This window comes from Streptococcus suis (assembly GCA_022354845.1).
GTDB lineage: Bacteria > Bacillota > Bacilli > Lactobacillales > Streptococcaceae > Streptococcus > Streptococcus suis_AA.
On sequence record CP031970.1, the window covers coordinates 1641692 to 1657516 of the forward strand.

Annotated in this window: 13 protein-coding genes and 4 pseudogenes; 6 read left to right on the forward strand and 11 right to left on the reverse strand. The window is 39.0% G+C overall.

Translation table 11 applies throughout. From position 1 onward, the window contains the following. Positions 1 to 57: 57 nt before the first annotated feature. From D2A30_08535 to D2A30_08560, 6 genes are all read right to left on the reverse strand, one after another. Entirely contained in the window at positions 58 to 267 is a 210-nt protein-coding gene (locus tag D2A30_08535; protein ID ULL21617.1) for a hypothetical protein, read from the reverse strand. An 89-nt stretch (positions 268 to 356) separates the two neighbouring features. Continuing rightward, the gene (locus D2A30_08540; GenBank protein ID ULL21618.1) at positions 357 to 1259 is read right to left on the reverse strand and encodes an SPFH domain-containing protein; all 903 of its coding nucleotides are present in this window, start codon (positions 1257 to 1259) and stop codon (positions 357 to 359) included. A gap of 9 nt (positions 1260 to 1268) precedes the next feature. Further along, positions 1269 to 2519 carry a threonine dehydratase gene (locus tag D2A30_08545; GenBank protein ID ULL21619.1) on the reverse strand — a complete coding sequence of 417 codons (1251 nt, stop codon included), beginning with the start codon at positions 2517 to 2519 and terminating at the stop codon, positions 1269 to 1271. 771 nt (positions 2520 to 3290) lie between these two features. Further along, a complete protein-coding gene (locus D2A30_08550) occupies positions 3291 to 4313 on the reverse strand; it encodes a ketol-acid reductoisomerase (protein ULL21620.1) in 1023 nt (340 codons plus the stop codon). Positions 4314 to 4454: 141 nt separating this feature from the next. Further along, on the reverse strand, positions 4455 to 4931 hold the full coding sequence (locus tag D2A30_08555) for an acetolactate synthase small subunit (protein ULL21621.1): 477 nt from the start codon (positions 4929 to 4931) through the stop codon (positions 4455 to 4457). Further along, positions 4924 to 6627 carry an acetolactate synthase large subunit gene (locus D2A30_08560; GenBank protein ULL21622.1) on the reverse strand — a complete coding sequence of 568 codons (1704 nt, stop codon included), beginning with the start codon at positions 6625 to 6627 and terminating at the stop codon, positions 4924 to 4926. The genes D2A30_08555 and D2A30_08560 overlap by 8 nt, the downstream gene beginning before the upstream one ends. A 238-nt stretch (positions 6628 to 6865) precedes the next feature. On the opposite strand from D2A30_08560, the gene D2A30_08565 reads away from it, so the two are divergent. The 5 genes and pseudogenes from D2A30_08565 (at position 6866) to D2A30_08585 (ending at position 11566) form a co-directional block, all read left to right on the forward strand. Continuing rightward, positions 6866 to 7918 carry a glycosyltransferase gene (locus tag D2A30_08565; GenBank protein ID ULL22023.1) on the forward strand — a complete coding sequence of 351 codons (1053 nt, stop codon included), beginning with the start codon at positions 6866 to 6868 and terminating at the stop codon, positions 7916 to 7918. Further along, positions 7905 to 8840 carry a phosphodiester glycosidase family protein gene (locus D2A30_08570; GenBank protein ID ULL21623.1) on the forward strand — a complete coding sequence of 312 codons (936 nt, stop codon included), beginning with the start codon at positions 7905 to 7907 and terminating at the stop codon, positions 8838 to 8840. The genes D2A30_08565 and D2A30_08570 overlap by 14 nt, the downstream gene beginning before the upstream one ends. Further along, positions 8818 to 9231, forward strand: coding sequence for a hypothetical protein (locus D2A30_08575; GenBank protein ULL21624.1), 414 nt, complete (start codon positions 8818 to 8820; stop codon positions 9229 to 9231). Before D2A30_08570 ends, D2A30_08575 begins: the two co-directional genes overlap by 23 nt. Before the next feature lie 168 nt (positions 9232 to 9399). Then, on the forward strand, positions 9400 to 11115 hold the full coding sequence (ilvD, locus tag D2A30_08580) for a dihydroxy-acid dehydratase (protein ID ULL21625.1): 1716 nt from the start codon (positions 9400 to 9402) through the stop codon (positions 11113 to 11115). A 55-nt stretch (positions 11116 to 11170) separates the two neighbouring features. Beyond that, a pseudogene (locus D2A30_08585) lies at positions 11171 to 11566 on the forward strand (hypothetical protein). Positions 11567 to 11584: 18 nt separating this feature from the next. Here the strand turns inward: D2A30_08585 and D2A30_08590 are convergent. The 3 genes and pseudogenes from D2A30_08590 to D2A30_08600 all read right to left on the reverse strand — a co-directional run bounded on the left by D2A30_08590 (position 11585) and on the right by D2A30_08600 (position 13606). Further along, positions 11585 to 11926, reverse strand: coding sequence for a DUF59 domain-containing protein (locus tag D2A30_08590; GenBank protein ID ULL21626.1), 342 nt, complete (start codon positions 11924 to 11926; stop codon positions 11585 to 11587). 90 nt (positions 11927 to 12016) lie between these two features. Next, complete coding sequence (locus D2A30_08595; GenBank protein ID ULL21627.1) at positions 12017 to 12466, reverse strand: pyridoxamine 5'-phosphate oxidase family protein; 450 nt, start codon at positions 12464 to 12466, stop codon at positions 12017 to 12019. A 708-nt stretch (positions 12467 to 13174) separates the two neighbouring features. Further along, a pseudogene (locus tag D2A30_08600) lies at positions 13175 to 13606 on the reverse strand (ATP-dependent DNA helicase). 61 nt (positions 13607 to 13667) lie between these two features. Between D2A30_08600 and D2A30_08605 the strand changes: the two are divergent. After that, a pseudogene (locus D2A30_08605) lies at positions 13668 to 13796 on the forward strand (site-specific integrase). Here the strand turns inward: D2A30_08605 and D2A30_08610 are convergent. Both D2A30_08610 and D2A30_08615 read right to left on the reverse strand, forming a co-directional pair. After that, positions 13783 to 13981: pseudogene (locus tag D2A30_08610) on the reverse strand (hypothetical protein). The pseudogenes D2A30_08605 and D2A30_08610 overlap by 14 nt on opposite strands. Positions 13982 to 14400: 419 nt before the next feature. Then, positions 14401 to 15450, reverse strand: a complete 1050-nt coding sequence (locus tag D2A30_08615) for a DUF389 domain-containing protein (GenBank protein ULL21628.1) — start codon at positions 15448 to 15450, stop codon at positions 14401 to 14403. Positions 15451 to 15825 lie beyond the last annotated feature (375 nt).

Here is a 15825-nt window from a genome sequence, read left to right on the forward strand (position 1 = left end):
TTTTTTATGGAAAAAAAGAGGCTCCTCATCGGAACCTCTTTTTTAAAACTACATAGATTAGTTTTCAAATTTTTTGTGGTTTTTATCGTAAAAGTCAATCAAACCCAATGCAGTTGCAAATGAGATGTTATCAATCTTAGCACGGCCTTGTGCAAGAGCGATGACTGACATTTCACGAGCATTAGTTTCTTTACTAATACGGTAGCCAGTGATTTTCTTTTCACGTACCCAGTTAACAACTGCAGCAACTTTTTCGTAACTTGTCATGAGAAACCCCTTTCCATTTTATTCGTGCAACTTAGTATAATACAGCCTTGCACATTTTGTCAAGCAAAATATTCGGCTTTTGCCAAAAATTACTTCACTTTCAGAGCGGATAGTATCTGAGTCCGAATGTCCTCAACTCCTTCTGGATTCCCAGGAAGGAAAATTGTATTATTACCCCCTTGTGCAAAATTATTTAAAGTGTCCAAATATTGGTTAGTCAACAGAATCGACATGATTTGTTCTTCCGTCAAACTGACATTGGATTCCTTCAATTCACGAATCGAATCTGCTAATCCATCCACTATGGCTTTACGTTGATGAGCAATCCCCACACCATGTAGGCGATCTTTTTCAGCTTCTGCCTCTGCAGCAGTAACAATTTTAATTTTATCTGCTTCCGCCAATTCCTGAGCTGCAACCCGTTTGCGCTGAGCTGCGTTGATTTCATTCATTGATTGTTTCACTTCTGCATCCGGTTCAACCTTTGTAATCAAGGTTTTTACAATAACATAACCATAGGTTGACATCTCTTCAGCTACTTGCCTTTGAACTTCTAGGGCAATTTCATCTTTCTTTTCAAACAATTCATCCAAAGTCAATTTAGGAACTGATGAGCGTAAGGCATCTTCAATATACGATTTAATTTGTGCCTCTGGATGCATGAGTTTATAGTAAGCATCCGTCACATTATTCTCATTAACTCGGTACTGAGTTGCTACATTCATTGTCACAAAAACATTGTCCTGTGTTTTTGTTTCAACAATAATTTCACTTTGTAGCATCCGTAACTGAATTCGGGCCGCAATCACATCTACACCAAATGGAATTTTAAAGTTAATCCCAGATGTTGATGTTTTTTGATACTTACCGAATCGTTCAATGATAGCGACAGTCTGTTGCTTAACCACATACAAACCTGAAAAGATCAAAATCAAAGCGATAAATAATACAAACAGCACCACAACAATAAAAATAATTAAACCAGTAGACATAGTAGCCTCCTAAACTAGCATTTTATAAAGCGAATCATTCTCATGCAAATTGATATATTGAGGATCAAATTGTTCTAGTCGTGCAATAAACTCAGCGTAATCCCTCTTATCACCCAATGCAATCCCAATTAAAACCGGACCCGTTCCTTTATTCGCACGTTTTATGTATTCAAACCGTGTAATATCATCATTCGGACCTAAAATGTGGTTAACAAATTCACGAAGAGCTCCCGGTCTTTGAGGAAAATTGACCACAAAATAATGTTTAATCCCCTCATAAATTAGAGCACGCTCTTCCATTTCTGGCATACGGTTAATATCATTATTTCCTCCAGAAATGATACAGCAAATCGTTTGACCCTTTATTTGATCCTTGATAACTTCAAGTGCCGCAATGGTTGCTGCGCCAGCAGGTTCCGCAACAATTCCCAATTTTGAATATAGATCCAAAATGGTTTCCGAAATCCGACCCTCGTCAACGGCAATCAGTTGATCAACATTTTTGCGAGCCACCTCATAAGTTGTTTTTCCAACTTTTTGAACTGCAATACCATCTGCGAATTTATCAATATGCTCCAACTTAACAGGGCGACCTTTATCAAAAGCAGCCTTCATTGACCTTGCACCACTCGCCTCTACACCAACAATTTTAATCTCAGGTGCTTGGTCTTTCAGATAGGCAGAGACCCCAGCAATTAGACCTCCTCCACCAACTGGGACAAGTAGCTGATCAAAACTCACAGACTGATCTTCAGCTTCCTCAAGAATTTCATAAGCAACAGTACCTTGGCCTGCTTGTACATTTGGATCATCAAAGGGGTCAATAAATGTTTTTCCCGTTTCCTTAGTATACTTCATCGCCGCTGTAGCCGACTCATCAAAGGTATCCCCAACCAAACGAATCTCGACAAACTCTCCACCAAAAAACTTAACTTGTCCAATTTTTTGTTGAGGTGTCGTTATTGGCATAAAAATTGTTGCTGGAATCTGCATTTCTTTACAGGTATACGCTACCCCTTGGGCATGGTTACCAGCAGATGCGCAAACAACTCCATTCGCTTTGTCTGCATCTGTCAATTGTGAAATGGCATAATAAGCACCGCGAATTTTAAACGAGCGAACCCGCTGTTCATTTTCTCTCTTGATATAGATGCTTGCTCCATATCTTTCAGATAAATAGCGGTTAAAATCCAATGGAGTCCGGACGACAACGTCTTTCAGAACTGAATACGCTTGCTTAATATCTCTTGCTGAAATCATAATGCACTTTTTTCTTTCTATTTATATCTATTGTACCAATAATACAAAAATAAATATAGTATTTATACTTAAATATTCTATTTTTATTATACCAGTTTTTTATTCACTTCAAAAATAAATTTCCAAATCAATGAACCGCCATAGAGAGGATGACATTGCATCCAATAAATGACCTAGTTACTTGAATTAGCTTTGATACACCGTCACTTTCGGCTTGCCCTAATCTAGTATTGCCTGCACCTCAGTTCCTTGTCTGGAAACTAATTCATTCAACTATACAAACTACTTTTCATTTATTTATTTTCATTACAATGTTGAGTTAAGTCTCGGAAATATACTGAAAACATTCTTTTAATTTTCTAAACAACTTTCCAACAATGACTAAAAGAGCCAGGCAAGCCAGCTCTTGTAGTTCTATCAATTAAACAGAGGATTGGAATCTGACAGTTTGAGAAACTGTCAGAGGGGAGATATAGGGCTAGACGATAGGCAAGTCTCTCTTTTGCATAGCCATAGGTTTCCTCGCTCTTTCATTTTCAGGCGAGGGTTGAAATAATATCCTTCCCTTGCCTCGCTTTTCAATTTCTGGGTGAGGGCTAAAACAGTCCACTGGACTTCCTCGCTTTTCAGTTTCTGGGCGAGGGCTAAAACAGTCCACTGGACTTCCTCGCTCTCTCGTTTTCAGGCGAGGGCTAGAATAGCCTATCCGTAGGCTATTCCTCGCTTTTCAGTTTCTGGGCGAGGGCTAGAATAGCCTATCCGTAGGCTATTCTAGTTATAAATCTTGAAGGCGTCGTCGTCGTTGCGTCCGACAAATGGCATTGCTTTGCGGAGTTCTGCACCAACTTTTTCAATTTCAAGATTTTCTGCTTCTTTACGATATGCTTCCATACGTGGGCGACCTGCTTTATAGTCGTTTACAAAGTCATTTGCGAATTTACCTGACTGGATATCCGCAAGAACAGCTTTCATGTTTTCTTTCACTTGATCAGTAATCACTCGCGGACCTGATACATAGTCACCAAACTCAGCAGTGTTTGAAATAGATTGACGCATTTTCTTGAAACCACCTTCATAAACAAGGTCAACAATCAGTTTCATTTCATGCAATACTTCAAAGTAAGCTAATTCTGGTGCATAGCCAGCTTCTGTCAATACTTCAAACCCTGCTTCCATCAAAGCAGTTAAACCACCGCAGAGAACAGCTTGTTCACCAAACAAGTCTTCTTCGGTTTCTTCCTTGAAAGTCGTTTCCAAAAGACCTACACGTGCTGAACCAACTCCTTTTGCCCAGTCCATCGCAATATGTTTCGCGTTTCCAGTAGCATCTTGATACACTGCATAAAGCGCTGGCACACCAAAGCCTTCCTCAAATGTACGACGAACTAAGTGACCTGGACCTTTCGGTGCACACATAAAGACGTCGACATCAGCAGGTACTTTGATAAATTCAAAATGAATATTAAAACCATGAGCAAAACCTAGCGCATTTCCAGCTTCCAAGTTTGGAGCAACTTCGTTCGCATACAAATCTGCTTGAATTTCGTCTGGAGCCAAAATCATAATGACATCAGCTTGTTTTGTTGCTTCTGCAACTTCAAATGTTTCAAAACCATCTTCTTTTGCTTTGTCAAATGACTTACCTGCACGAACACCGATGATGACATCATGGCCTGTATCACGCAAGTTTTGTGCATGTGCATGACCTTGCGAACCATAACCGATAACCGCGATACGTTTGCCATCAAGTGCTGCTACTGTTACATCTTTTTCATATTGCATTTCTACTGTCATAATTCTTACTCTTTTCTATATTTTATTTGAAGTTTTGGATGCTCAAAGAAAATAAACGCTAGATTAGGCGACGAAGGAGAAGATAGAACGAATGTTCATCAAGCCAAGTCAACGAAGTATAGTGTTTATTATCGGTGAGCATCAGTCTCTGCTGAAACCAGTTGCCCCGGTCCGTGCAATATTCTTGATTCCATAGGGTTGAATCACCCGTAAGAGTGCTTCTATCTTATCTCCATCACCAGTCATTTGGATGGTAATAGAATGCGGTGCTACATCTACAACATTTGCTCTAAAAGGCTGAATAATTGCTAAAATTTCTGCTCGTTTTGTAGGTGGAGCTGAAATCTTAACAAGTATCACTTCGCGCTCTAGGTGAGGTATTTCGGTCAAGTCGCGGACACGGACTACATCAATTAAACGATTCAATTGCTTAATAATTTGTTCGACTTCGTCAAGATTTTCAACATCCACTATCACCGTCACTCGGGAGACATCTTTTACCTCTGTCGGTCCAACAGATATGGACTCAATATTGATTTGACGGCGAGAGAGAACACCTGTAAAGCGGTTAAGAACACCAGATGAATTTCGCAATTTAGCTGTTAACATTCTACGCATTGAACTTCACCCCCAACATTTCCGCATTACCCTTACCAGCTGGCACCATCGGTTGAACATGCTCCTGATTGGAAATATGTATTTCAATCAACATTGGCTTATCTTCTAGAATAACTTTCATATCTTCGCTCAGTGTCGCTGGATTGTCAAAACTATAATGACTGATGCCATAAGCTTCTGCCAACAATTGGAAATTTGGTTCATCATCAAAGACTGATTGACTGCGGCGTTTTTCATAGAATGATTCCTGCCATTGCCGAACCATTCCAAGAGAATGGTTATTGATCAATACAACCTTTATCGTTACGCCATAGCCATTCAAAATAGCCAATTCTTGGTTGGTCATTTGGAATCCTCCATCACCAACAAAGACAATTACTTCTTTATCTGGATTAGCTAATTTGGCACCGATAGCTGCCGGAATACCAAATCCCATGGTACCCATACCACCTGATGTTATCAGCTGTCGAGCATGTTTGTAAGGATAAAATTGGGCAGCCCACATTTGATGCTGACCAACGTCTGTCACGACAATGGCATCCCCTTGCGTCAACTGACCAATTAATTCAATTGCCGCCTGTGGCTTAATAACCTTTTCATCTTCATCATACCAAAATGGCGCCCGACGTTTGTTTTCCAATACTTGTGCCGTCCAATCAGCATAGCCTGTTTCAACTGTTTCTAAAGCAAGCAGAGCTTTCAAGGTTGCCTTAGCATCGCCCACTACTGGAATAGCGGTTTTGACAACTTTACCAATTTCAGCGGGATCAATATCAATATGTGCTACCGTCGCATTTGGCGCATAGGTTGTTGGATTGCCTGTTAGGCGGTCATCGAATCGCGCTCCAATATTGATAATGTAATCAGCCTGATCCATAGCCATATTGGCAGCGTAAGAACCGTGCATACCACCCATGGCTAAAGACAGTTCGTGCTCAATTGGCATCGCCCCCAACCCTAGAAGGGTTGAAACAACTGGAATACGGTAACGTTCTGCAAAGGCAACTAATTCTTTATTGGCATCTGCATAGTTGACACCACCACCAGCCAATATAACTGGTTTCTGAGCTTGGCTAAGCTGTTTCAAAATTTTCTTAACCTGCAAACCATTTGGTTCAACTGTCGGTTGGTAACTTGGTAAATGCAGAGCAGGATCATGGTAAGATTCTACGATCTTCTCTTGAATATCTTTCGGAACATCAATCACAACTGGTCCAGGACGACCTGTAGTCGCAATATGTAGCGCTTCTGTAATCACTCGAGGAATATCTGCCGTGTCACGGATCTGATAATTATACTTGGTAATCGGCATGGTCATACCTAATACATCCGCTTCCTGAAAGGCATCTTTACCAATCCCTCTTGTTGCTACTTGTCCACTAAATACCAACAGTGGCACACTATCGCCCATGGCATCAGCAATCCCTGTAATGGCGTTTGTAGCCCCCGGTCCTGAAGTGACAATCGCTACGCCCACCTTTCCTGATGATTTAGCGTAGCCTTCTGCTTCGTGAACGGCACCTTGCTCATGACGAGCCAAAATATGCTGAATGCCATCATACTGATGTATAGCATCATACAGTGGCAATACTGCTCCACCTGGATAACCAAAAACAAGGTCCACTCCAAGTTGATGCAAGGTATCTAAGATTAGAAATGATCCCGAACACGGTTGATTCAATTGAATTTCTTGCACAAATATTCCTCCTCCCTACAAACGTGGTATCTAATATAATAACACACAGTGTTAGAATGTCAAGGAATATTCTGAAAATTCCTACATTTGTTCTACCTTTTTGCCTGAATTCTTAACGATTCCCTAATATTTTCTTAAGGAAAACTTAAGCAAAACCCAGTACTAGCTTGCTTTCAGCTTGGTTTTAGAAAACTCCCGTATAGTATAACCATCAAGAAAATAAATGAGGTTTATGGATATGTATTACGTTACGATACCGGCTTATCAGCCAGATGAAAAATTAATCCAATTACTAAAAGGGATAAAAAACAGGCTAAATTGTCAAGTGATCGTTGTCGATGATGGGAGTAGCGGTGAATCTGTAGAAATCCTAGAAGCAGCTAGACAATACGCAACAGTCCTCCATCATGAGGTCAATAAAGGAAAAGGCCAGGCATTGCGTACTGCCTTCCAATACATTTATGAATTAAACAAACCAGGAGTGGTTGTCACTGCGGACGCTGATGGGCAGCATGCCATTAATGATATTGATCGAGTTGAACGCGCTGCAATGAATCTCCCAAGCCGATTAATACTAGGTGTTCGCCAATTTACAAATGATATTCCCTTGCGCAGTCGCTTTGGAAACAAGCTGACCCGGGTCTTATTCAAACTCCAAACCGGTGTTACCGTTAGCGATACACAAACTGGTTTACGTGGTTTTCATTCCGACCTAATTCCTTTTATGTTAGAAATAGAAGGTGATCGATATGAATATGAAATGAACATGCTTACGCAAGCGAGTCAGCGTTATCAGATTACAGAAGTTCCTATCCAAACAATTTACATTGATGATAATGCTAGCTCACACTTTCGACCAATCAAAGATGGTTTATTAATTTATAAAAACTTATTTAAATTCGCCCTCGCATCCTTTGGGGGATTTCTAGTTGACTATGGTGTATATGCCTTAGCCTTACTGGTTTTTACAACTTTTCCGACCGCCCTACGGTTACTTTTAGCTAATACCATCGCTCGAATTTGTAGCGCCATTTGTAACTTTACTTTGAATAAAAAATTGGTTTTTCATAATAAGGACAGTGTTACAAGAACGGGAGTAGGCTATTTCACACTCGCATTCATTCTCTTCTTATGCGATACTACTCTCCTTTACTTATTCAATCAACTGTTAGGTCTAAATTTTTATCTGGTTAAATTAGCAGTTGGACTCCTTCTATTTCTAGTATCTTGGTTTATTCAAAAGAATATTATTTTTAAAGAAAGGAAATCATTATCACATGAAATTGCTTAAAAAGCCCTTTGCCTACGCCACAATCTTCGGAATGCTCTTAACAGGAGGATTTACTTATTCCATGTTAAAAACCTTTGTGATTTCCGAAGCCATCTCAACTGCCTCAGCAAGCAATACTACTACGAGTAGTCAAAATACTACCACCGTATCATCATCTACTGCTGCAACAATTGCAACCAATGTATCTACAACCGATACGAGCTACTCAGATGACAATATCCAGATTAATCTAGAGACAATCACTACAAATAACACAACCGTTTACGTCGCAGATATTCAAGTTAGTTCTGCTGAATATTTGAAAACAGCTCTTGCTCAAAATACATATGGAACCAACATAACGGCTAAAACCTCTGAAACAGCCGCAGCAAACAATGCCATTTTGGCGATTAACGGGGATTATTACGGGGCAAATTCAACAGGTTACGTTATCAAAAATGGTATCCTTTACCGCGATGCAGTCCGCGACAATGCCTCTTATGGAGACCTTGCAATCTATGCAGACGGCTCATTTGAAATCGTCTACGAGGACGAGGTTACTGCACAAGAATTGATTGACAAGGGTGTTGTCAACCTACTAGCTTTTGGCCCTTCGTTGGTTGAAGATGGTGAAATAGTTGTAGATACATCAACTGAGGTCGGACGAGCAATGGCCTCCAACCCGCGTACTGCTATTGGAATCATTGACGAAAATCACTATATCATCGTTGTTGCAGATGGACGAACTACCGAAAGCGAAGGATTGTCACTTTATCAAATGGCTGAAATTATGAAAGAGTATGGCGCAACTACTGCCTATAACCTTGATGGTGGCGGCTCATCAACTCTTTACTTCAATGGTCAAGTTATTAACAATCCAACTACAAACGGAAACACTAATTCAGAAAGGGCGGTGAGCGATATTGTCTACATCGGTTACTAATTCAACAACGAAATTCTCAAGAACATTTATCTCCTACTTAGCTATGACAGCCTTCCTATTCATCTTCAGTCGTATTTACGAAAGCCTAAGTTATGGAGAAGTTTCAGTCTTTATGCACTATATGTTCTGCGCAACTTTAGTGGGAGGCATTCTGCTATTGGGCCTTCTGCAAGTCAAGCCCAACTTATCACGAATAACTTATAACTTGTGGAACTCAGGCATTGCTACCATTACAGCCGGATGTCTCCTCCGAGGTATCATAAATCTATCCGGTCGCTCAACCACCTTAGATCAACCTTACTGGTATGTTGGTGCTGGTTTCCTGGCACTTTCACTCATCACACTATTCATCAGTGACACAAGAAGAACTCGTCAAAAATCGACAGCTTAACTGACACACCGACTTTTAAGACATTTGGTATAAACCATCTGTCTTTTTTGTATTTCATCGAGGGTTATTTTTACAGAATATTCAGAAATTTACATTTCTTTATCCATTCTCTTATCGATTCCGCTATTTCTGTGATATAATGGGTAAAATAAGATAGGGAGAAGAGAAATGACCGAAAAAGACACACTAAAAAATCTCCGTCACCGTAGTTCTGTCTACGATTCGATGGTCAAATCACCTAACCGAGCTATGCTTCGTGCAACTGGAATGACTGATGATAGTTTTGAAAAACCTATCATAGGGGTTATTTCTAGTTGGGCTGAAAATACACCCTGTAATATCCATCTACATGACTTTGGAAAATTAGCTAAAAAAGGTGTAAAAGATGCTGGCGCTTGGCCTGTCCAATATGGAACCATTACCGTTGCTGACGGGATTGCTATGGGAACACCCGGCATGCGCTACTCACTCACGTCACGTGATATCATTGCTGACTCTATTGAAGCTGCAATGGGTGGACATAACGTAGATGCCTTTGTAGCAATCGGTGGATGCGATAAGAATATGCCTGGCTCTATGATTGCAATTGCCAATATGGATATTCCTGCAATATTCGCCTATGGTGGAACCATTGCTCCAGGAAAATTAAATGGCAAAGATATTGATCTCGTTTCAGTTTTTGAGGGAATTGGTAAGTGGAACCACGGAGATCTAACCGCGGAGGAAGTCCGCGAAATTGAATGCAATGCATGTCCTGGACCTGGTGGTTGTGGCGGTATGTACACTGCTAATACAATGGCAACAGCCATCGAAGTTTTAGGTATGTCTATCCCGGGTTCCTCATCTCATCCAGCGGAATCTCCTGAGAAAAAGGCTGACATCGAAGAAGCTGGTCGTGCAGTTGTTCGTATGTTAGAACTCGGACTCAAACCATCTGACATTCTGACACGTGAAGCTTTTGAAGATGCGATAACTGTTACGATGGCTCTAGGGGGCTCAACTAACGCCACCCTCCATCTCCTTGCTATTGCTCATGCCGCAAATGTCGATCTAACTCTTGAAGATTTCAACGATTTCCAAGAACGAGTACCTCATTTGGCAGACTTAAAACCATCTGGAAAATATGTCTTCCAAGATTTATATAACGTTGGTGGTGTACCTGCCGTTATGAAATACTTGTTGAAGAACGGTTTCCTTCATGGTGACCGCATCACATGTACTGGTAAAACAGTGGCTGAAAACTTGGAAAATTTTACCGATTTGATACCCGGTCAAGATGTCATCATGCCGCTTGAAAATCCAAAACGTGCTGATGGACCACTGATTATCCTCAAAGGAAACCTAGCTCCTGAAGGTGCTGTCGCTAAAGTTTCTGGTGTAAAAGTACGTAATCATACTGGACCTGCGAAAGTCTTTAATTCCGAAGAAGAAGCAATTGAGGCTGTATTGACCGATGAAATTGTCGACGGAGATGTGGTCGTTGTCCGTTTTGTTGGTCCAAAAGGTGGACCTGGTATGCCTGAAATGCTGTCCCTTTCTTCTATGATTGTCGGAAAAGGCCAAGGTGACAAGGTAGCCCTACTAACAGACGGTCGTTTCTCTGGCGGCACCTATGGACTGGTTGTTGGTCATATCGCTCCTGAAGCTCAGGATGGTGGCCCAATCGCCTTCCTCCGCACTGGCGATTTGGTAACAGTTGATCAGGATACCAAAGAAATCACCATGCATGTATCTGATCAAGAAATTGAAGAACGCAAGCAAACAACAGTGATTCCACCACTCTACTCTCGTGGCGTGCTCGGGAAATATGCCCATACAGTGTCATCAGCCTCTAAAGGAGCTGTTACAGACTTCTGGAGACCTGAACGTACTGGTAAACAATAAATCATATCACAAAGCCTTGTCTAACCGACTGGGCTTTTATAAGGTGAAAACGAAGTTGAAATTAAATGTTGAATTATCTCGTTTTCGTGTAAAAGAGGGTAAGACTGCAAAAGTAGACGAATGGATGGCCTTTCTCAACAATCACATGAAAGACACATTATTGAGACTCGAAAATGAAAAAATGTATGTCGAAACAATTTTCCGTGAAATACTAGATGGATGTGAATACCTCTACTGGTATTCTTTTCAAGCCGAAGGAGGGATCGAAGTCACAGATTCGGAATCATACATCGACAAAAGACATTTAGAATACTGAGAAGAATGCATTGATCCAAGCTATGGCATGGTCGATCTGGATCCTCAAGTCCTTATGATTCCCAAGCCCATTTATGAAACGATGGAAGAATTAGACAGACAATACGATGACACATTTAAAAAAGAGCTGCAGTAAAATAAAACTGCAACTCTTTTATTTTGGACTTATCCCCAGAGTAATTCGACCTAAGCGACTAATTCTTGTCATTTTCCAAGCGGGAGACCAAACAATCTCGACTTGAGCATCTTCTATTCCATCAATAGTCTTTAAAGCTGCTACTAACTCTCCAGGCATCGTATCTGCACATGAGCAACCTGCATCAGTAAAGGTCATCACTACTTTACAAAACCCGGTTTCATCTAGATGAATTTCATAGACAAGTCCTAAATTGTATATATCTAACTCAATCTCGGGATCGTAAATGGATTCCAACACCTCCACCAATTGATCTGACAAAACAAGGGCTCGCTCATTGACTTGAATATCTTCTCTCATTTATCCAAACACTCCTAAAACATTTATAAAAAGTATTGTATCATAATTATTTGAAATATACTTGTCTTATCAAATGTTTTCATCTAGTTTTCAAAGTGCACGAACCTCTGAATGCTCACCTTGACCAATAGAAAAGATATACTTATGACCTTGAGTCAAGCTATGATAGAAGCCATGACCAGCATAAATCTGAAATACTTGCATTGTATCACTAGACTCATCTTTATAGATATGTTGATAATAAGGATTATCCGCAAAAACTGTCTTTAGATAGTCGTTCTCCACAGGTCTGGCAGTCCCTTCTACACGCACTACCTGGATAAGGTACCCTTCCTCAGAAATAGCCGTCATCGCAACTCTTTGATCCCCCATCAATTGATCATAGAAATGCGTTTCTGGGCTTGTCATAAAGAAAATCCCTTCTTCGTTTGCTGCAGTGATATGAGCATGACGAGCATGTGGATTTCCATACTCATCCATAGTAGCAAAAACCCCAACCTTCATATCTTCCAAAATATGCATAATATCTTTTAGTTCCATGGTATCACCCCTTGAAAACACCTGTTTTCTAAAGTATATCAAAAACAAGCGAAAATGTTAAGTGGAATATTGATAGAAATGGTGAAAGTGTTGCATGAACAACTCCTTACTGACAGAACCATTTAAGAAGGTAGCTTTCCATGAGTATGAAGATAAAAAGGGAGGGCTAAATGAGCCTTTGTGTCAATAAAGTATAAACTTGCTTATACCTAGCACTTCGAATAATACATTGGGTAACTAGATAAAAAACGTCTGTAATTAATATTTGTAAAATAGCCAGATTTCACAAACTGAGATGGATAGATATCTTTCTAAAAAGTTAGTCAAAAAAGTTAGTCACTTGTATTATTTGTCCTTATCAGAAAAACTATATTTAACAAAATGGGAGGCGTATCCAATGAATTCTCCACTAAATATCAGTATTACAGAAGTTAGTAAAGAAGGATTGAGTATAGAAACTAGCATTCTCAAAGATGGGGCAACAATTAACTTTGACAAAGAATTGGAAAAAGCCAAGAATAAATACGAAGAATTATTGAAAGAATTGATAGATAATTGAAATCCCTATCTAAACAAATTTGACATATTCACAACTAATTCTTGAAATAAAGTCTATAATAAAAACAAAGTGGTTATCGACCTGATTGTTAATAGACACTTTTCTATATTCTACTGTATTCTTATTACTAATAAGTATCCTGACTGCAATCATTTATCAACTAAAAGATAATATTGATTGCGGTCGTTTTTACTTGAACCAAACCAAGTAATGATTTCTAAATCACGAAGTTTATGTAACATTTTAACAACAAATGATCGACTCCTGCCTGTAAGCTCAATGGCTTTTGCCGTTGTCATTCTCTCGCCAGAATTATACATATAGTGGACAATTAATTGCTCATCTCCTGTTAATTCATCAAAATCATGGAACTGTTTTTCCAAGCTGACTCTTGTACGGAGATGTCAGCTGACAATGTTGTTCTCAAGCGTCAGGACAACCTTATTCCCAGGTTCTGAGAATTTAGGTTCATGGAGAAAGGCAGATTCCATCTCCGAGTAGATACGTTTAACACCTTCATTCATCTCACGTACCCAACCCAACTCTGTCAAGGTTCGGGCAATGCGAGGGTTTCGTGAAAAGCAGTCAAAGCATTTTCATTGACCATTTGCCAAAAATTTAAAATCAATCTCTTTGATGATGAGCTTAGAAGCCATTTCAGAAGCTCTGACACATAGTGACCAATCCATCACTAAGATCTATATCAATACCAAAAACACACTTAAACAAACTGCTAGAGAAACAGCATTTCGAATTGTCAAAAAACGTTGAGGGAAATTTTGGTGGAAACTTTTGATTTTTGAACAAAAAAAGACACCCAAGAGATAACTCTTGAATGCCTTGAAACGTTGATATATAGCGGTATATTAACGTTTACTGAATTGTGAAGCTTTACGTGCTTTCTTAAGACCTGGTTGGAAAGATATTTCTTTGAATAAATTTCAAAAGCTTGTAATATCAATGTTTCCACAAGTTTTCAAAACTCACAATTCATCCAATTCCAACTAATTTCATCTGAATGGTGTGAACTTTATCCTAAAAATACACGAATTGAGCTGATAAATACTAAAAGTTCACACCATTAGTTAAATTATTTTTTGTTACATACATTTTTTTAGATGATAGACCTCCTAATTTATTTCTTATAGCATTTGAGCAAACCTCCGTTATCAGAAAACAACCAGAAAGAAAAACTGCAAAATTTATATTTTCTTTCTTGTTGTTATTTTATAAATTGAATTTGCAGTAAAATACTTTAATGTACTTTCTTTCATCTAAAGAAAAATCTCGTATTCATCAATTTTATTTTGTTATAGGTAAGAAAGAAGAACAAACAAGAAAAACACGGCATAAAAACCTATTCAGTTCATCGTCCTCAATCCTTGTCTGCTTCAATTTCTTTTACGAGATCGTTTTGTGAATTTTTTTCAGAGAGTTTTTGATCGATATACTTGTCAATGTTTTCGTAAAATTCCTTGGTCGTCTCACTATCTAATTTTGTCGAATTATGGATTTGATTGACTTTCAATTGAACAGATTGAATACCGTAAGAGGCTTGTTTTTGGCGAATTGTTTCTAATTCTTCTTTTGAAATTGGATCTCCAACAACCGTCAAGACCAATTCATTATTCCTTGACTTGTAGACTTGATTAATGACCGTATAATTGGCGAACTCTTTTCCTACAAACTGTTTGATCCCTTCTTTTCGCGCTTGATCCATCGTCAGAGTGACTGCTGAATAGCTTGCTGGAAGGACCAATAATACAATCAAGAATATCAACCCAATTCTCATTTTAATGTTTAGCTCTTTAAATGAACTTAAGGGAGATTTTCTCATCAAAATTCTTGTTCCAATAATATTGGTTAGCATGATAAAGACACAGTTGATCAAGAAAAGATAGAGAGCCCCAAATAAATATCGTACATTTCCATTAGCTAAACCATACCCCGCAGTACAGATAGGTGGCATTAGAGCTGTTGCGATGGCTACTCCTGGCACGATATTGTTTGCTTCTTTTTTCCTTGAACCAATGACACCTGCTATCCCACCAGCAATAGCAATGACAACATCCCAAATGGTTGGAGAGGTTCGTGCAATCAACTCGCTACTTGCGTAAGATAAGGGAGAAATCCAGAAATACAGAGTCGATACAAGCAAACTGACCAATACTTCAGTAAATAAAACCTCTAGAGATTGTTTGATTAAACGTGTATCAAAAATTGCTAAACCGAATCCCAGTCCAACAATCGGTGTCATAAGAGGGGAAATCAGCATGGCTCCAACAATGACAGCTGTTGAATTCATATTTAGACCTATAGAGGCAATAAAAATCGCACACATCAAAATCACTGTATCACTTAATCGAACATGAAGGTCATCATATAATTTCTCTCGGTATTCACGTGTTGAATAGTTTCCGGTCATTGGTTATTCCTTTTATTTCATATAATTTGTTTCCACATGGATGATCGTAGAAAGACTTCTGTCCAATCTTACATATTTTTAATTTTCACCTGTAATTCTTTTGAACATTATCTTTTAAATATCTATCAGACCATCCTTGACATTATATCAAAAATTTTACAGTCTTTCTCTGAAGAAATCAATTAATTTAAATGATAGAGAATTGTGATGCTTTACGTGCTTTCTTAAGACCTGGTTTAAAAAGTCTATATTTTATACTATAAAAATAGTAATAATATCAGATTGTAGATTGATTTTTGCAGTTCTCTTCTATGAACTGGAGATGGCAAAACACGTAAAAGCAAAAGTTGCAACTGGTGCAAATTTGAATATTAT